The organism is Candidatus Halocynthiibacter alkanivorans (assembly GCF_003333265.1).
Classification (GTDB): Bacteria; Pseudomonadota; Alphaproteobacteria; order Rhodobacterales; family Rhodobacteraceae; genus Halocyntiibacter_A; species Halocyntiibacter_A alkanivorans.
In genome coordinates, this window is the sequence record NZ_QOLB01000130.1 from 1 (window position 1) to 17,716 (window position 17,716).

At 59.9% G+C, this 17,716-nt stretch carries 18 protein-coding genes; 16 read left to right on the top strand and 2 right to left on the bottom strand.

What is annotated here, in order from left to right:
* The 7 genes from DWA01_RS16060 to DWA01_RS16090 form a co-directional block, all read left to right on the top strand.
* On the top strand, positions 1 to 871 hold an 871-nt coding region (locus tag DWA01_RS16060), incomplete at its 5' end, for an FAD binding domain-containing protein (RefSeq protein WP_235008583.1).
* A complete protein-coding gene (locus DWA01_RS16065; RefSeq protein ID WP_114286822.1) occupies positions 868 to 1,371 on the top strand; it encodes a (2Fe-2S)-binding protein in 504 nt (167 codons plus the stop codon). The genes DWA01_RS16060 and DWA01_RS16065, both read left to right, overlap by 4 nt.
* The gene (locus tag DWA01_RS16070) at positions 1,368 to 3,737 is read left to right on the top strand and encodes a xanthine dehydrogenase family protein molybdopterin-binding subunit (RefSeq protein WP_114286823.1); all 2,370 of its coding nucleotides are present in this window, start codon (positions 1,368 to 1,370) and stop codon (positions 3,735 to 3,737) included. Before DWA01_RS16065 ends, DWA01_RS16070 begins: the two co-directional genes overlap by 4 nt.
* A 24-nt stretch (positions 3,738 to 3,761) precedes the next feature.
* Positions 3,762 to 4,247 carry an SRPBCC family protein gene (locus tag DWA01_RS16075; protein ID WP_114286824.1) on the top strand — a complete coding sequence of 162 codons (486 nt, stop codon included), beginning with the start codon at positions 3,762 to 3,764 and terminating at the stop codon, positions 4,245 to 4,247.
* Between the two features lie 97 nt (positions 4,248 to 4,344).
* On the top strand, positions 4,345 to 5,415 hold the full coding sequence (locus DWA01_RS16080) for a C4-dicarboxylate TRAP transporter substrate-binding protein (protein WP_114286825.1): 1,071 nt from the start codon (positions 4,345 to 4,347) through the stop codon (positions 5,413 to 5,415).
* Positions 5,416 to 5,440: 25 nt separating this feature from the next.
* Entirely contained in the window at positions 5,441 to 6,010 is a 570-nt protein-coding gene (locus tag DWA01_RS16085; protein WP_114286826.1) for a TRAP transporter small permease subunit, read from the top strand.
* Between the two features lie 2 nt (positions 6,011 to 6,012).
* On the top strand, positions 6,013 to 7,335 hold the full coding sequence (locus DWA01_RS16090) for a TRAP transporter large permease (protein WP_114286827.1): 1,323 nt from the start codon (positions 6,013 to 6,015) through the stop codon (positions 7,333 to 7,335).
* A gap of 76 nt (positions 7,336 to 7,411) precedes the next feature.
* On the opposite strand, the gene DWA01_RS16095 is transcribed toward DWA01_RS16090, so the two are convergent.
* Complete coding sequence (locus DWA01_RS16095; RefSeq protein ID WP_114286828.1) at positions 7,412 to 8,872, bottom strand: hypothetical protein; 1,461 nt, start codon at positions 8,870 to 8,872, stop codon at positions 7,412 to 7,414.
* A gap of 224 nt (positions 8,873 to 9,096) precedes the next feature.
* On the opposite strand from DWA01_RS16095, the gene DWA01_RS16100 reads away from it, so the two are divergent.
* Both DWA01_RS16100 and DWA01_RS16105 read left to right on the top strand, forming a co-directional pair.
* Positions 9,097 to 10,743, top strand: a complete 1,647-nt coding sequence (locus DWA01_RS16100; RefSeq protein WP_114286829.1) for an AMP-binding protein — start codon at positions 9,097 to 9,099, stop codon at positions 10,741 to 10,743.
* Entirely contained in the window at positions 10,736 to 11,509 is a 774-nt protein-coding gene (locus DWA01_RS16105) for a crotonase/enoyl-CoA hydratase family protein (RefSeq protein WP_114286830.1), read from the top strand. The genes DWA01_RS16100 and DWA01_RS16105 overlap by 8 nt, the downstream gene beginning before the upstream one ends.
* Positions 11,510 to 11,556: 47 nt before the next feature.
* On the opposite strand, the gene ald is transcribed toward DWA01_RS16105, so the two are convergent.
* A complete protein-coding gene (gene ald, locus DWA01_RS16110) occupies positions 11,557 to 12,675 on the bottom strand; it encodes an alanine dehydrogenase (protein WP_114286927.1) in 1,119 nt (372 codons plus the stop codon).
* A gap of 256 nt (positions 12,676 to 12,931) precedes the next feature.
* Here ald and DWA01_RS16115 point away from each other — a divergent pair, with 256 nt between their 5' ends.
* The 7 genes from DWA01_RS16115 to DWA01_RS16145 all read left to right on the top strand — a co-directional run bounded on the left by DWA01_RS16115 (position 12,932) and on the right by DWA01_RS16145 (position 17,701).
* A complete protein-coding gene (locus DWA01_RS16115) occupies positions 12,932 to 13,543 on the top strand; it encodes a ribonuclease D (RefSeq protein WP_114286831.1) in 612 nt (203 codons plus the stop codon).
* 11 nt (positions 13,544 to 13,554) lie between these two features.
* The gene (locus DWA01_RS16120) at positions 13,555 to 14,511 is read left to right on the top strand and encodes a KpsF/GutQ family sugar-phosphate isomerase (RefSeq protein WP_114286832.1); all 957 of its coding nucleotides are present in this window, start codon (positions 13,555 to 13,557) and stop codon (positions 14,509 to 14,511) included.
* A gap of 3 nt (positions 14,512 to 14,514) precedes the next feature.
* Positions 14,515 to 15,117, top strand: coding sequence for an LPS export ABC transporter periplasmic protein LptC (locus tag DWA01_RS16125; RefSeq protein WP_114286833.1), 603 nt, complete (start codon positions 14,515 to 14,517; stop codon positions 15,115 to 15,117).
* Between the two features lie 14 nt (positions 15,118 to 15,131).
* Positions 15,132 to 15,647, top strand: a complete 516-nt coding sequence (locus DWA01_RS16130) for an LptA/OstA family protein (RefSeq protein WP_336470010.1) — start codon at positions 15,132 to 15,134, stop codon at positions 15,645 to 15,647.
* Entirely contained in the window at positions 15,647 to 16,396 is a 750-nt protein-coding gene (lptB, locus tag DWA01_RS16135) for an LPS export ABC transporter ATP-binding protein (RefSeq protein WP_114286834.1), read from the top strand. Before DWA01_RS16130 ends, lptB begins: the two co-directional genes overlap by 1 nt.
* Before the next feature lie 226 nt (positions 16,397 to 16,622).
* A complete protein-coding gene (hpf, locus tag DWA01_RS16140; RefSeq protein ID WP_114286835.1) occupies positions 16,623 to 17,198 on the top strand; it encodes a ribosome hibernation-promoting factor, HPF/YfiA family in 576 nt (191 codons plus the stop codon).
* Positions 17,199 to 17,236: 38 nt separating this feature from the next.
* Positions 17,237 to 17,701, top strand: coding sequence for a PTS sugar transporter subunit IIA (locus DWA01_RS16145; protein ID WP_114286836.1), 465 nt, complete (start codon positions 17,237 to 17,239; stop codon positions 17,699 to 17,701).
* The last annotated feature ends 15 nt before the right edge of the window (positions 17,702 to 17,716 follow it).

Here is a 17,716-nt window from a genome sequence, read left to right on the forward strand (position 1 = left end):
AGGGGAACCGTTGAAAGCGCCAGCGTTTGACTATGTGCGTGCCAGCACCATTTCAGAGGCATTTTCTGCCTATGAATCTTACGGTGAAGACGCGGTTTACCTTGCGGGCGGCCACAGTGTCTTACCGGCGCTGAACCTGCGCCTGCAGGCGCCCTCCGCTGTGATTGATATCTCGCACATCGACGAACTTTCGGGCATTGGGCTTGTTAACGGCTGGCTGCGCATCGGCGCCATGACACGTCACGTCCAGGTGCTGAATGATCCGCTGATCGCGCAATACGCGCCCCTGCTCGCCGCGGCCGCCCCCCATGTTGCACATCCGGCAATCCGCAACCGTGGCACCATCGGGGGCAGCGTGTCGCTCGCAGATCCGGCCTCCGAATTTCCGGCCATGATGCTGGCGCTGCGTGCGGAGCTGGAAATCGCAGGGCCGGACGGCACGCGCCGGGTCGCCGCCGATGATTTTTTCCGCGACCTCTATGAAACTACGATCCAGCCTGGTGAAATCCTGCGCGCAGTGTTTGTACCACCCCGCGCCGACGGAACCGTCAGTGTTTTTGATGAACTTGCCCGCAGGCGTGGTGACTACGCCCTGGTCGGGGCGGGCATTCAGGCCGTTCTGAACAATGGCATTGTCAACAGGATCGACGTCGCCTTTTTCTCGGTTTCCCATATGCCCCTGCGGGCGCGCTCCGTCGAGGCGACACTGACCGGCAAGCCACTGAACCCGGACACCATCGCCGCCGCGCAGACGGCGCTTTTGGCTGATCTTGACCCCTCAGATGACCCGCAGATGCCAGCAAAAACCCGCGTGCATCTCGCGCAGGTTTTGTTGGGAAGATTGCTTGAGAAACTTGGAGCAGAGACGTGAGCACTGAACATAAAATCAGTTTGACGGTGAATGGTGAATCCGTGTCACAGAGCGTTGAACCGCGCCTTTCTCTGGCCGATTTCCTGCATGACAAGCTGCAGCTGACCGGCACCCGTCTGGGCTGCGAAATGGGGGCCTGCGGTGCCTGTCTCGTGTTGCTCAACGGGCAACCGACCCATGCCTGCCTGGTGCTGGCGGTGCAGGCCGATGGCGATAAGGTCGAGACCATTGAAGGCCTGAATGAGCGCGCCGCAATCACCGATCTGCAAGAGGCGTTTTTTGACCGCAACGCGCTGCAATGTGGTTTTTGCACCACCGGAATGGTTGTGAATGCACACGCGTTTCTGCAAACCGCAGATGCGCCGGACAGAGACGAAATCCGTGATGCAATTTCCGGAAATTACTGCCGCTGCACGGGTTATGAAGCCATCGTTGACGCGATCTCATCGGTTGCAGAAAAACGCCGTGGCAACTCTGCGGACGGGGGCACCGCGCAATGAACATGCAGCGCAAATCCGGGAGCACAACAAAACACATCGGCCACTCCCACCGGCGCCTCAACGCCAAACGGCATCTGGCCGGGCGCGGGCAGTTTGTCAGCGACAAGACCCTGCCCCGGATGCTTCACGCCGCTTTTGTGCGCAGCCCGATGGCGCGGGGCCGCATCCTGGACATCGACATTTCCGACGCGCTTAAAGCCCCCGGTGTGATGCGGGTTTTCACCGCTGCGGAGTTGAACCGGATCTGTGAACCCTGGAGCGGCACACTCGACCATTTTGCCGGTATGAAAAGCACGCCGCAGAATATCCTGTCTGAGGGCGACATCCTTTGGGCAGGACAGCCGGTTGTGATGGTGTTGGCGCACTCGCGCGCCGAAGCTGAAGACGCCTGTGAACTGGTCTTCATCGACATTGAAGACGAGGAGCCCGTCATCGACGGCGCGGCGGCCATGCTGCCGGGCGCAAAACTTGCTGCCCCTGGTCTGACGGATAATATCTGTTTTCAGACCGTGCTTGAAACCCCCGGTGTGGATGCCGTTTTTGCCGGTGCTGCCCATATTTTCGAAGAGTCCTTCATCTTTGGCCGCCACACCGCCGTCACGCTGGAACCCCGCGCCATCCTCGCCGATTTCGACAGCGCGTCCGGCCAGTTGACCGTGCACCACGGCACCCAGACACCGTATCAGTTCCAGGACCTCTATGCGCGCCATTTCAACCTGCGCGAAGGTCAGGTCCGGGTCATTGCGCCGGATGTCGGTGGCTCTTTCGGCATGAAGTTGCATCTTTATCACGAAGAAATGGGCGCGGTCGCGGCCAGCATTCTCACCGGCAGGCCGGTGCGTTTTCTGGCCGACCGGCTCGAATCCTTCGTCTCCGATATCCATGCGCGGGACCACCAGGTCCAGGCCCGGATGGCGGTGAGCGCGGAAGGCGAAATCCTCGCGATGCAGGTTGATGATCTGGCGCCGGTGGGCGCGGTTTCGGCTTACCCCAGAACCAGCGCCGCCGAGGGCAACCAGGTCATCCGTCTGATGGGCGCGCCTTATCAGATGGCGGATTACCGGGGGCGCTTGTCGGTGGTGTTCCAGAACAAGGTCCAGACCAGCCAGTACCGCGCTGTGGGCCATCCGATTGCCTGCGGTGTGACAGAACGGCTGTGTGACATGGCCGCAGAGGCACTTGGCGTTGACCCGTTTGATTTCCGCGCCCGGAACCTGATCCGCGATGACGCCTACCCGCAGACTTCGGCCACCGGATACCAGTTCGAAAAACTGTCCCATGAGGCCTGTTTGCAGCAACTGCGGCAGATGATGAATTACGACGGGCTGCGCGCGGAACAGGCGGAGCTGCGCAAAAAGGGCATCCACCGTGGCATCGGCATCGCGCCCTTTGTCGAGATCACCAATCCCGGCGCAACTTTTTACGGTGTCGGCGGCGCCCGGATTTCAGCCCAGGATGGCGCCATTGTCAAACTGACGCCCGCCGGCGATGTGCAATGCCTGATCTCGGTGACCGAACAGGGCCAGGGCACCGAAACCATCATTGCTCAGGTGGTAGCTGAACAGCTGGCACTGCAGCCCTCCGCGGTAAAAGTGGTGACCGGCGATACCGACACCACCCCCAGTGGCGGTGCCACCTGGGCCTGTCGTGGCGCCGGCATTGGCGGCGAAACGGCGCTGCGTGCAGCGCGCAAACTGCGTGATCAGATCCTGTCGATTGCCGGGAAAATATTGCAGGCGGACGCCGCAACGCTGATGCTCTCGGACGGGGCGGTGGTGGATGCCGCCACCGGCACCCATCGTCTGGATCTGGCCGAGATCGGCCGCATTGCCACCTACCGGCCAGACACTTTGCCCGCCGGCACGGACATCTCCCTGACCGTGGCGCATCACTTTGCACCACAAGGCTATCCGTTTGATTTCACCAATGGCATTCAGGCCAGCCTGGTGGAAGTCGATGTGGAAACCGGATTTGTCAAATTGCTGAAACACTGGGTGGTGGAAGATTGCGGCACTATCATCAACCCGCTGCTGGTGGACGAACAGATCCGCGGCGGCGTGGTGCAGGGGCTTGGCCCCGCCTTTTTTGAAGAATGTCTGTATGACGACACCGGCCAGCTGACCAACGGTTCGCTCGCGGATTACCTGGTCCCGATGGCCTGCGAAATGCCCGACATCGAAATCGGCCATGTGGAAACACCCACACTAGACACGATTCTGGGTGCCAAAGGTGTCGGCGAGGCCGGCACCGCCGCAGCAGGGGCGGCGGCGATGAATGCGGTCAATGACGCGCTGCGCCCGTTCAACGCCTCTGTCAGCCAGACCCCCATGACACCCGCCCGCATTCTTGCGGTGCTTGGCCACTGATGATGCACGCCTGAAGGAAAGAAAATGGAACTCGACGGAACATATACTCTGGACGCCAGCCCTCAGCAGGTCTGGGATGCGCTGTTTGACCGGGACGTGCTGGAAAAATCCATCCCCGGATGCACGGAGCTGCTCCAGATCAGCCCCACCACTTTCAGCGCTGTGGTGAAACTGAAAATCGGCCCGGTGTCCGCAAAATTTAAAGGCGATGTTGAGCTGTCAGATATCGTGCCGCTGAAGTCCTGCACACTGGCGGGCAAAGGTAATGGCGGCATCGCAGGCTTTGCCAAAGGCTCGGCCAGGATCACTCTGGAAGAAACGCCGGAGGGCACCACATTGACCTACACGGCCGAAGCCGCGATCGGCGGCAAGATTGCCGCGCTTGGCAGCCGCCTGGTCAAAGCTGCGTCGCGCAAACTGGCCGACGAATTTTTCTCAAAATTCAGCGCGGTTCTGGCAGAGATCAGCGCAGAAAACCATATCGAAACCCCGTCTGAAAGCGTCGCGTAACGCGGCACTGCAGACCAAGAACTGACCGGTGGCAAACGCCGGCACATTATTTAGCGCCACGACACCGTGGTCAAAATTTCACCGGGAGGAAACCAAGATGACAACGCGCAGGGCCTTTTTGGCCGCAACCACGGCAACACTTGCCATGCCATTCCTGAACAAACGTGCGATGGCCGCTGAAACGATCAACATTCAGATCGGCTCCAGCCATCCCACCAATAATATCTGGGTCTGGGCAATGCAGAATGTACTGCAGCCGGAAGTGAACCGCCTGCTGGTCGAAGCCGGTGGCAATTATACGGTAAAGTGGAACACCAACTATGGTGGCACGCTGTATAAATTCAAAGACACCCGCGCCGCTGTGCGTGACGGGATTGTCGATATCGGCATGGTTGGCACTGTCTGGGAAGGCTCAGCGATGCCGCTTCAGAACGTCAGCTATTTCACCCCGTTCGCAAATTCAGACCACAATCTGGTGATCGACATTTTCGACCGGCTGACCGATGAGCTGCCCGAACTGCGTGCTGGCTGGACAGACCAGAACATGGTGCATCTGTCCTCGCTTGTGACCGACAGCTATGACGTCTACAGCAATTTTCCGATCAATTCGTTTGACGATCTGAAAAACCGTCGCCTGAACGCCCCCGGCACTTCTGCCAACTGGCTGATCGACACCGGTGCCACGCCTGTCAACGGCGCGCTGACCACCTATTACACCGACATTCAGACCGGTGTGTCCGAAGGCGCGCTGTCCTTTGCCAGCGGCATTCACCCCACGCGGGTTTATGAGGTTGCGCCTTACCTGACACGCGTCGGGCTTGGGTCGATGTATTTCGGTGGCATTGGCGTCAACAAAACCTTCTTTGACCGGCAGCCCGAAGAAGTTCAGGCCGCCATCCGCGAAGCCGGACGTATCACCTCGCGCCGCCACGGCGAATATGTCACTGAGCGTTCCACCAATGCACTGGTCGAAATGGAGGCCGCCGGTCTGCAGATTTCTGAGCTGCCTGCAGCAGAAAAGGCCAAATGGGCGCAGTCTTTGCCAAATGTAGCCAAGCCCTGGCTTGACGCAAATGGTCCGGCAGCGGCAACGGTTCTCAAAGCCTATTTCGCAGAACTGAACGCCGCAGGTGTCACACCTGTGCGCGACTGGGCTTCTGAAGCCTGATACATAAAGATCTCCGGACAGAAAGATGGTAGTGATGATGGAAGCTGAAATGCAAACGGACGTGGTTGTTGCGTCAATCGCGACGCGATTCCGTCGCCGGCTGCAGGGCATACTGAACGCCGTCGCAGCCATTGGAACTGTCTGGATATGCTTTTTGATGCTGTTGATTGTGGCCGACGTTGTCGGCCGCAATTTCTTCCAGTTTCCAATAGTCGGTGTGGCCGAAATCGCCGCCCGCTCGGTGGTGGCGATTGTCTTCCTGCTGCTGCCCGCAGTGGCGCTGAACGACACCATGATCCGGGCAGATTTTCTGCTGCGGATCATGCGGAAAGGGTCGGCAGCCAGCGTACATCTGCTCGACAGTCTCTTCTCGGCCACCGGCGCGGTGCTGTTTGCCATTGTCGCGGTCGCGGCATGGCCCGACACCTACCAGGCCCTGCAGTCCGCTGAATTCTTCGGCGTGCGCGGCGTGTGGACACTGCCAACCTTTCCCTTCCGCCTGATCGTTGTATTGGGCTCCGCGGCCACCTCGCTTGCCTTTGCGGTCTCTGCTCTGGGCAGTGTCGCCAACATCCGTTCCAGAAAGAACCCGTAATCATGAGCAATATAGAGATTGGGTTTCTGCTAATTGCAGTTCTGTTTGTTCTGGTGCTGATCGGGATGCGCATTGCCGTGGCCCTGATGGCGGTGGCATTTGTCGGGGTCTGGGTTATCCGTGACAATTTCGATCTGTCGATGCGGTTGATGTCGATCGCGGCGTATAACGGTGTGGCAAACTATTTGTTTGCCACCATTCCGCTGTTCGTGCTGATGGGGCTGCTGGTCAGCATATCCAACGTCGGCAAAGACACGTTTGATGTTGCCGAGGTGGCGCTGCGCCGGATCCTGGGCGGTCTGGGTGTGGCCACGGTTGCCGCCAATACCATTTTTGCAGCGGTCACCGGCGTTTCAATTGCCTCCGCAGCCGTCTTTACCAAAGTGGCGGTGCCGGAGATGACCCGCCATGGCTACAGATCCTCCTTTGCCGCAGGCACCGTCGCGGGCAGTTCCGTGCTGGGCATGCTGATCCCACCCAGCCTGCTTTTGATCATCTATGGCGTGCTGGCCGAAGTTTCGATCGGGCGCATGTTCATTGCCGGTCTGGTGCCGGGCGTCCTGCTGGCACTCGGGTTTGTGCTGGTCATTATCGGCGCGGCAAAATTTGCACCTTCATTTGTCTTCACCGCAGAAACATTGGCCAGCCGCGCCGCACCACTGGCACCCGAAATATCAATGGGCCGGCGTGAAATGGCCCGCAAAATCCTGCCGATCGTGCTGCTGGTCGTTTTTGTGCTGGGCGGGCTTTACAGCGGATTTTTCACCCCGACCGAAGCCGGTGGTGTCGGCGCGTTTGCCGCCCTTGTGATAGCCTTGCTCCGCCGCAGCCTGACCCTGAGCAAAACCTGGGCTGTTGTCACCCAGACCGGCTCCATCTCGGTGGGCATCCTCATTCTGCTGGTCGCGGCCAGTTTTTACGGCCAGATGCTGGCGGTTGCAGGCATTCCCACCGCGATCGGTGATCTGGTGACCGGCAGCGGGCTTGGCGCTTACGGGTTCTTGTTGCTCTACGTGCTGCTGGTTCTGCTGCTGGGCATGATTCTTGACAGCAGTTCCATCCTGCTGATCCTGGTTCCCATTGCGGCACCGATTGCGCAGGGGCTCGGTTTCAACCTGATCCATTTTGGCATTATCACCGTTATTGCTGTCGAAGTGGGCCTGCTGACGCCGCCGTTTGGCATCTCGATCTTTACCGTGCATTCGACACTTGGGGACGACGAAACCACGCTGGAATCAATCTTTGCCGGTGCCCTGCCCTATGTGGGTGTGATGCTCGGCGTTCTGCTGCTGATTGCAGTATTCCCCTGGCTGGTCATCAGCTAGGGGCTCAGCCCTGTTCGTTCGACTACTCAAAGGCGTGGCGCACCGGAATATGGCAGCGCCACGGCCCCCCGGGGCATCAGTGCCACGAGGTGAATGGAATTTTCAGCCCCAACTGCATCGTCGTGCTGTTCAGCCCGCCCGGTTTCAACGCGCTTAGCCCCCCAAGCCCGAGACTGAGTTTAAGCGTGTCATTCAACGCATAGTCGACCTCAATGCGATAACCTCCGACCAGGCCGCCTTTGGTATCAATACCACCGCCCCCGGCGACGCCGGCAAAGAGCTCGAATCCAGCGTTCCACTGGTCAGACAACGCCCGTTCATAACCAAGCCCCAGCAGACCCACCGCATAACCACCGACACCACCTGACAGCACGGTCTGCCCGATGCCGGTGACATACACGCGCTCGGTTACGAACAAATCCAGCGCGGTTTCAAACAACAGCGGTGAAGCTTCCCCTGCGGACTTGAGAATCGATCCAGGCTGCGATGTGATGCCCATTGTCAGGTTCCAGTCCTGGCGCGCGTCCGCGTCACTGGTGCCCCGGCCTTTCTCCCGCCCCTGACCAAACTCGAACGAGCTGCGGATATAGGGTGCAACAGCCGACAGCCCGCCATTGCCGGAGCGGGTCAGATCAGCGCCAAATTGCAGATCGAGCCCCCCCACTAGTTTTTGCGCCACGCCGCCGCCCACTTCGGCGACAAAACCACCGCCGGTATCGACATCTCCGCCACCGGCAAACCCGGCGCCTGCGTTCCAGTAAAGCCGGGTATTGCCCTGTCCAAGATAGCGCCGATAGCCAAACATCAACTCGGCAAATCCTTCGCCGTCGCCGGCCCCGGCGCCACCGGCTTTCAGATAAGCCTCCTGCATCTCATCAAGAGCAAATCCGATTTCGACCCCGACCAGGTACATGGTTTCGAGCGGCTGCCCGCTGCCTTTCAGGCTGCCCTCCGGCACGATCGTATAGACCATCGGGCGGAAAGCGCTGAGCGACAAATTATAAGGCGTCGAGGCGCGCGCTGGCTTGGTGCCGGCAGAGGTGTTCAGATTGATGGCCTGGCTGATGCCCAGGCTGATCGCGTTGGTGTCAATGTCAGACCCGGTGATTTTCACCCGCGCCACGCCGAGACTAAGCCGCGTTGCCTCGCTGAGCGCATAATTCAGCGAGGCCCCCGCGCGCATCATCAACCCGTCGCCCGGGATCTGACCTGAGCCACCACCACCGCCCAGGAACCCTTCCAGATCCACGCTCAGACGGTCGGAAAAACGAAATCGCTTCTGCGCCTCAACCCCGCCAAAAAAGGCACCGCCGCCATCGCCCAGCGCCGAAGAATAGACCGATTGCCCCAAATAAAACCCCGGCCGCACTTCCCCCATCAGGCTGAAATAGTGAAAGCCTTCAATGGTACTTTGATCGCTGACAAACGTGTCAATCCCAGAGGACAGCTCAAGTTCTGAGGCGCGCAGGTCTGAAGGCGTGCTCAGCGCAGCTACTGCGACAGTTGCAGCGGCAATAAGGCGATGGGAATTATCCATATTCGGCGGGTCCTAACACATTAAACAGCCGCAGACTCTGGTGCCGGGCATCATCCGGCGTATTGGCCGCCCGAAACCCCCGCCTGTCAATCAAAGCCCCGGAAGACTGCGTCTTTTTGAGAGAGCTGTGGTACAGAGGCAGCCAAATATATTGCCTGAGCGCAACGCTTCGTTTAGATGTATTGAACGTACGTTCAATTAATGAAGTGATCGGGGAGGATCAGATGCTGCAGCAAAAGGACACTCTTGAGGCAACACGGGCCGGGTTTTCATGGGATATTCCTGAGCATTTCAACATCGGCACCGACATTTGTGACAAGTGGGCCGATAAAACGCCGGAGCGTCTGGCACTGATTGATGTCAGCCCGGACGGCATCGCCACCGAATATAGTTTTGGCGATCTGCGCGACCTGTCCAACCAGTTGGCGCATGTGCTGCGCAAACACCGCCTGGACCAGGACCGCGTCGGCGTGCTTTTGCCGCAAAGCATGGAAACCGCGGTCGCCCATATCGCCATAAGCAAGACGGGCTGTGTCTCCCTGCCGCTGTTCACCCTGTTTGGCCCCGAAGCGCTGCTGCACCGTCTGCGCGATTCCGGCGCCAGGGCGGTGATTACCAATGCGGCAGGCGTGGCGCTGATTGCTGAAATCCGCAGCGAGCTGCCCGGGCTGGAGTTGATCCTGTCGGTCGATGGCGCCAGCGGCGACGCGCTGGATTTCCTGGCGGAATGCGCCGGGCAAAGCACCGAATTTGACGCGGTCAACAGCCTGGCCGAAGACCCCGCTATTCTGATTTACACCTCCGGCACCACCGGCAATCCCAAAGGCGCGCTGCATGCGCACCGGGTGCTGTTCGGCCATCTGCCCGGCGTCGAGATGAGCCATGATTTCCTGCCCCAACCCGGCGACCGGATCTGGACACCTGCCGACTGGGCCTGGATTGGCGGCCTGCTCGACGTGATGATGCCGGCGCTGCACCACGGCGTCCCGGTGGTGGCGTGCCGCTTCAAAAAGTTCACCGCCAAAGCCGCGTTTGACCTGATGCGCGATCACGGGGTGCGCAATGCATTCCTGCCCCCGACCGCGCTGAAAATGATGCGCCTTGAACCTGAGGCCGCCAACTGGGGTCTGAAACTGCGCTCGGTGGCCAGCGGCGGCGAAACCCTGGGCGAAGAGCTGATCCGCTGGGGTCAGGATGTGCTGGGCGCCACGATCAACGAATTCTACGGCCAGACCGAATGCAATATGATCGTCTCCTCCTGCAGCGTATTGGAACCGGCAATGCCCGGTGTGATGGGCTTTGCTGTGCCGGGGCATACTGTTGCTGTAATCGATGAAGACAGCGGCGATATCATGACAACCGGCGACGAAGGCGGCATCGCCGTGCTCAGCCCCGATCCGGTGATGTTCCTGCGCTACTGGGATAACCCACAGGCCACCGCGGAAAAATTTGTCACCGGCCCGGCGGGCAAATGGCTGCTGACCGGTGACCGGGGCGTGCAATTGCCCTGTGGCCGCATCCGCTTTGTCGGCCGCGACGATGATGTCATCAGCTCCGCCGGCTACCGCATCGGTCCTGCAGAAATCGAAGACTGCCTGCTAAGCCATCCGGCAGTTCACCTGGCCGGCGTGGTCGGGAAACCCGATGCGCTGCGTGGCTCTGTGGTGGCCGCCTATATCACCCTGTCAGACGGGTTCACCGCCTCAGAGATGCTGGCCGATGAAATCGCCGGCCATGTGAAAGCGCGCCTTGCGGCCTATGAATACCCGCGTGTGGTGCGCTTTATTGACGACATGCCGATGACCACCACCGGAAAAATCATCCGCGGTCAGTTGCGCGAAATGGCCAAAGCGGAGGCGCAAAATGACTGACACCTCTGTTCTCTACGAATCCCGCGACGGCATCGCACTGATCACCCTGAACCGCCCGGCGCAACGCAATGCGATCAATACCACGCTCAGCGACCAGTTCCGCGCCGCAATTGAGCGCTTTGAGACCAACCCGGACCTGCGGGTGGCGGTGATCGCGGCAAACGGTCCGGTGTTCTGTGCTGGCATGGATCTGAAAGCCTTTGTAGCCGGGGAAGGCGACGCGATTCTGTTTGGCCCTGGTGGTCTGGCCGGCATGGTGGCGCGCCCGCGGCGCAAACCGGTGATTGCAGCTGTCGATGGCGCGGCTCTGGCCGGCGGCTTTGAAATCGTTTTGGCCTGCGACATGGTTGTGGCCGGGGAAAGCGCCACTTTCGGCCTGCCCGAGGCGCGCATCGGCCTGGTGGCGGGCGCAGGAGGCGCTCTGCGCCTGGGCGCCCGTATGCCGCGTGTTGTCGCCAATGAAATGCTGCTGACTGGCACCCCGATCGGGGCCGCACGGGCGATGGAACTGGGGCTGTTGAACCGCTGCGTTGCCAGCGGCAAAGCACTGGAGGCCGCGCTGGAGCTGGCCGCACAGATTGCCGCCAACGCGCCACTGTCGCTGGAGGCTTCACTGCATCTGGCCAATCTGGCTGAGCAGCGCGCTGAAGCTGCGTTCTGGGAAGAAAACAACTGCCACCTCGCCCGGCTTGCGGCCTCAGACGATGCCAGCGAAGGCATTGGCGCATTTATCGAAAAACGCGCGCCCCGCTGGTCAGGCAGCTGAGCACGCGTCGATGATTTTCCGGATTTGATCCCGGGACCGGCCCGGGCTTAACTGGCCAAAGCGTCGGCAACCGGGGTGTAGTCCAGGCCCAGCGCTTCTGCGGATGGTGCATTGGTCAGCTTGCCGTTCCACACGTTCAGACCCTGTGCGAGATGCGGATCCGCCTGACAGGCAGCTTGCCAGCCCAGACGCGCCAGCCGCAGCGTAAACGGCAGTGTCACATTGTTCAGCGCATAGGTAGATGTGCGCGCCACACCGCCGGGCATGTTGGCCACGCAGTAATGCACGATACCGTCGACCTCATAGGTGGGATCAGCATGGGTGGTGGCGTGGGAGGTTTCAAAACACCCCCCCTGATCGATGGCAACGTCCACAAGCACCGCACCGGGGTTCATTGTCGACAGCATATCGCGCGACACCAGTTTTGGCGCAGCAGCCCCGGGCACCAGCACCGCACCGATCACCAGATCGGCCTCAGCAACGCATTCGGCCAGCGTGGTAGAGGTCGAGAACCGGGTCTTGGCGGCGGCGCCAAAATGGGTGTCCAGACGTTCCAGCACATCGGCGCTGCGGTCGAGAATGGTAACATCCGCGCCCAGGCCAACCGCCATCTGCGCCGCGTGGAACCCAACCACTCCGCCGCCAATAACAACGACCTTGCCAGGAGCTACACCCGGTACACCGCCGAGCAGCACACCCCGGCCGCCATGGGCTTTTTCAAGCGCATTGGCGCCGGCCTGAACCGACATCCGCCCTGCAACCTGACTCATAGGTTTTAGCAAAGGCAGGCTGCCATCCGCGGCCGTCACGGTTTCATAGGCAATACAGGTGGCGCCGGAGGCCAGCAGGTCGTGGGTCTGCTCGGGATCGGGGGCCAGGTGCAGATAGGTGAACAGCAGCTGGTCCTGGCGCAGCATCGAGCGCTCAGCCGGCTGAGGCTCTTTCACTTTCACGATCATTTCAGCGGTGGAAAACACCTCCGCGGCGGTGTCCGCGATCTGAGCCCCGGCCGCAACATAGGCGGCGTCATCAGAGCCAATGCCGGTGCCGGCACCGGTTTCGACCAGAACCGAATGGCCCTGACTGACACATTCAGCAACGCTCTCAGGCGTCAGGCCAACACGATACTCGTGGTTCTTAACTTCTTTGGGTACACCAATGATCATCATGCGGTCCTTTATTACGCAACGGGTTATTCTGCGCCTATGATCCACCACATCAGACGGGATATCTTTCATACTTCCCCAAATTACCACGCAATATTCGAAGAAACCCGCGCCATATGCCGAAAGATGGCGATATTATCCTGCACAGTGTCGATTACAGGGCATTCTTGACCCTGTTGCCTATGCGGCCTAGACAGATCGTCTGAGATGACCGGGCCCGCGCACGAGGCGCCGCCCACAGCTGACGGAGCCGCACGTGGCAAATTTCCTCTACCAGAATGACTTGCCTGATGACCTGGAGCTGGGGCCGGTGGTCGCGATTGACTGCGAGACCATGGGGCTCAATCCGCACCGGGACCGCCTCTGTGTGGTGCAGATGTCGGGTGGAGACGGCAACGCGCATCTGGTGCAGGTGGCCAAAGGCCAGTCTGAGGCGCCAAACCTGTGCCGGATGCTGGAAGACCCGGATGTGCTGAAACTGTTCCATTTCGGCCGTTTTGACATCGCCGCGATGTACAATGCGTTTGGCGCGCTGACCGCCCCGGTCTACTGCACAAAAATCGCCTCCAAACTGATCCGCACCTATACCGACCGCCACGGGCTGAAAAACCTGCTGGATCAATTGCTGAAAATAGACATCTCCAAGCAGCAACAAATGAGCGACTGGGGGGCGGAAAAACTGAGCGATGCGCAGATCTCCTATGCCGCCTCGGACGTGCTGTACCTGCACCGGCTGCGCGAAGAGTTAAATCAGCGCCTCGTGCGCGAAAACCGGATGGAAATGGCGCAGGCCTGTTACGATTTTCTGCCCATGCGGGCAAAACTTGACCTGGCCGGCTGGCCGGACACCGATATTTTCTCGCACTGAGGACCAGCGCCATGAGCCATGAGACATTTCTGAACACCGGGCGACGGGTCTTGCAGCAGGAAGCGGACGCGCTGAGCCTGCTGGCAAACAGTATTGGTGACAGTTTCGCCGAAGCCGTGGACCTGATTCTTGCCGCCAAAGGCCGCGTAATTGTCTCCGGTATGGGCAAATCTGGCCATGTGGGCAAAAAAATCACCGCAACATTCGCTTCAACCGGCACACCGGCACATTTTGTGCATCCGGCGGAAGCCAGCCACGGCGATCTCGGCATGCTGTCGGTCGGGGACGTGGCGCTGGTCTTGTCCAACTCTGGCGAAACCCCGGAACTGGCCGATCTGGTCGCCTATACCCGCCGCTTTCAGATCCCGTTGATCGGGGTTGCCAGCCGCGCCCAGTCGACGCTGATCAAACAGTCAGATGTGGCTCTGATCCTGCCCAAAGCCGAAGAAGCCTGCGGCAACGGCATCGTCCCCACCACGTCGACCACGATGACGCTGGCGCTCGGGGACGCGCTGGCCGTCGCTCTGATGGAACACCGCTCCTTTTCGCCGGAACAGTTTCGCGTCTTTCACCCCGGTGGCAAACTGGGCGCACAATTGTCCAAAGTGAGCGATCTGATGCACCGCGACCTGCCGCTGGCCGAGCCCCACACCCCGATGAGTGAGGCGTTGCTGACGATCAGTCAAAAGGGATTTGGTGTGGTTGGTGTCACCGACAACGGCGCCCTGACCGGCATTGTGACCGACGGTGATTTGCGCCGCCATATGGACGGTCTGCTGGATCACACGGCCGGGGAAGTTATGACCGTTGCCCCGACCACGATCGCTCCGGGCGCTCTGGCCGAAGAGGCGGTGGCAGTCATGAACGAACGCAAGATCACCTGCTTGTTTGTCGTCGATCCCGACGGTGACGGTGCCCCGGAAGGTATCCTTCACATTCACGACTGCCTGCGTGCTGGTGTGGTGTAAACCATGGCGCGCTATGACAACGCCCATTCCCGTGTTGTCGCATGGCTGAAAATTGCGCTGCCGCTGGTGGCTGCGGCGATCCTGTTGGTGTTGTTTTTGCAGGCGCGCACCATTCAACCGGCGCAAAACATCCCCTTTGCAGATATCGATGCCGCCGATCTGGCGCGGGAACAACGCATCGGCAATCCGATATTTGCCACACAGACCGACAGCGGCGCGCTGCTGCAGTTTTCCGCCGCAAGCGCGCGACCGGCCCTCAATGACCCGGCGGTGATATTTGGCCAGGACCTGGTTGTATCGTTGCAAGCGCCTGCGGGCGACCGGATTGACCTGCTGGCCCGGGACGGTGTTCTGGACGGCACCTCTGAAACGCTTGAGCTTGGCGGCGGCGTCACGATCACCTCTTCCGCAGGCTACCGGATCGAAACGGACCGTATGGCGGCCCGGATGGACGCGACGCTGCTGGAGACCGGGTCCGCGGTCACAGCCGAGGGGCCGCTGGGCCGGCTTGAGGCCGGCAAATTGCGGATTTCACTGATCCCGGACAGCGACAGCTATGTTCTGGTTTTCAACGCGGGTGTGAAGCTGGTATATACACCAAAGTAACAGGGAGTTTGGGTTTGTTTACATTGCGTTTTATGATGACCGTGCTGGCGGTTGCGACACTGATGACCGGCCCGGCTGCAGCCCAGGCGGCCGCGGGTGCACAGCTTGCCTTTGGCAACGCCGGCTATGACAGCAGCCTTCCGATCGAAATCACCGCCGACACGCTGACGGTGGACCAGCAGGACGGCACCGCCATTTTTGAGGGCAATGTGCTTATCGGCCAGGGTGATCTCCGACTGACAGCGGCCCTGGTCCGGGTGGAATACGGCACCGCGGCAAATGACAACAACGGTGAAATTTCGCGCCTGCTGGCGTCTGGCGGCGTGACTCTGGTCAACGGCAGTGAAACCGCCGAAGCGGCCCGGGCGGAATACAGCCTGGCCAGCGGCGTGATTACCCTCACCGGGTCCGTTCTGGTCACCCAGGGGCGCAGCGCGTTGTCCTCTGAAAGCATGACCATCGACCTCGACACCGGCACCGGCACCATGCAGGGCCGGGTCAAAACCATTTTGCAGACCGGAAGCAATTAATGTCCGACCGCACGCAGGACACGCAGCCTCAGGGGCTGGAAGTCATCAACCTGCGCAAAAGCTACCGCAAGCGCCTGGTGATCCGGGACGTCTCCCTGCGCCTTGGGCGCGGCGAAGTGGTGGCCCTGCTCGGCCCCAACGGTTCGGGCAAAACCACGTGTTTTTATTCCATTGCCGGTCTGGTCACGCCCGAAGGCGGGCAGGTGCTGATCGACGGGCGCGATGTGACACTGCTGCCGATGTACCGGCGCGCCAAACTTGGCATCGGGTATCTGCCCCAGGAGGTCTCGATTTTCCGCGGCCTCAGTGTCGAAGACAATATCCTGGCGATTCTCGAAATCTCCGTCAAAGACATCCACAAACGCCGCGAAATGCTCGAAGAGCTGATGTCGGATTTTTCCATCACCCACCTGCGCCGGGCCTCTGCCCTGTCGCTGTCGGGCGGCGAGAGACGCCGGGTCGAGATCGCAAGATGCCTCGCCGCCGGCCCCAAATATGTCCTGCTCGATGAGCCGTTTGCCGGGGTAGATCCCATTGCCGTAGGCGAGATCAGAACCCTTGTTGCCAAGCTGAAAACAAGGGAAATCGGCGTGCTGATCACCGACCACAACGTCCAGGAAACCCTGGGCATTGTCGACCGGGCTTATATCCTCAATGACGGGGCGGTGATGATGAGCGGCACCACCGAAGAAGTGGTGCAGGACGAAAACGTCAGGCGTGTTTACCTGGGCGACAGCTTTCGTATTTGAAAATAACTTTAGTCCGGTTGCTGTTGACGCGCCCCTGAAAAAGGCGCTCAATACCCTTAATGCAGGAACATGCCTTCACCATTTGTGCGGGGGCCATACCCGGCCCGGCACACCAAGCGCCCGACATTTTCGGACCGTATGTTGCCCTGCAATCCTCTCAAATATATTACCGGAGCCTTTACTTCTCCCAGGTGAAGGCCGTCTTTTCCCAACGAAGGAGTGCTATATGCTTTACCAAATCAGCGGCAAGCAAATTGACATTGGCGAATCTCTGCAAATTCACGTGAAATCCGAACTCGGAGCGGTGGTCGAGAAATACGCCGAACGCCCGACGGATGCGCAGATTGTTTTTTCCAGAAGTGCCAGTGAATTTGTTTGTGAAGCCGTTGTACATCTTTCGACCGGGCTGTCTGCACAGGCGCGGGGCCATGCCCATGATATCTATGCCGCATTTGATTCGGCGGCCGAAAAAATGGAGAAACAACTGCGCAGATACAAACGCCGGCTGAAAGATCACCACCGTGAGCGGACCTCCCCGGTTGAACTTTCACGCGCTTCCTCTTATATCCTCGCTGGATCGGAACACGACGAGTCAGCTGAACCCCAGTCGCTGCAGCCCATTATCATCGCGGAGATGGAGACAAAGATCCCCTCTCTTTCAGTCGGTGAAGCGGTAATGCAGATGGAATTGGCGGGCTCACCTGTGCTAGTGTTCCAAAACGAGGACAAGAGCGGTGTGAACGTGGTCTATCGCCGGGAAGATGGAAACATCGGATGGATTGACCCCAAGAACGCCTCATAACATCCCTGCACTCAAAGCAGGTCTGAAGAAGCGAACTGATGGATCTTTCAAAAATCCTGGAGCCAACGGCCGTGAAGGTCGTTGGTAAACTGACAAGTAAAAAACGCCTGCTGCAGGAGCTTGCTGAGCTTGCAGCGGTCACCTATGGGCTAGACGTGCGCCGGACTATGGAAGCGCTTCAGGAGCGCGAAAGCCTCGGTCCGACCGGGGTTGGCCATGGTGTGGCACTGCCCCACGCCCGTATCGAGGGCCTGGACCACGTCGTCGGCGCTTTTTTGCGCATCGAAAGCCCGATGGATTTTGATGCAGCGGACCGCCAGCCTGTTGACCTGGTTTTTGCCCTGTTTGCACCGGAGGATTCCGGGGTGGAGCATCTGAAAGCACTGGCGCTGGTGTCGCGCACCATGCGCAACACCACCACCTGTAGCAAATTACGCGCCAATAATGACTCGGTGACATTGCACGCGCTGCTGACGGAAAGCCCGGCGACCAAAGCGGCCTGACCGCGCCCGCGGCTC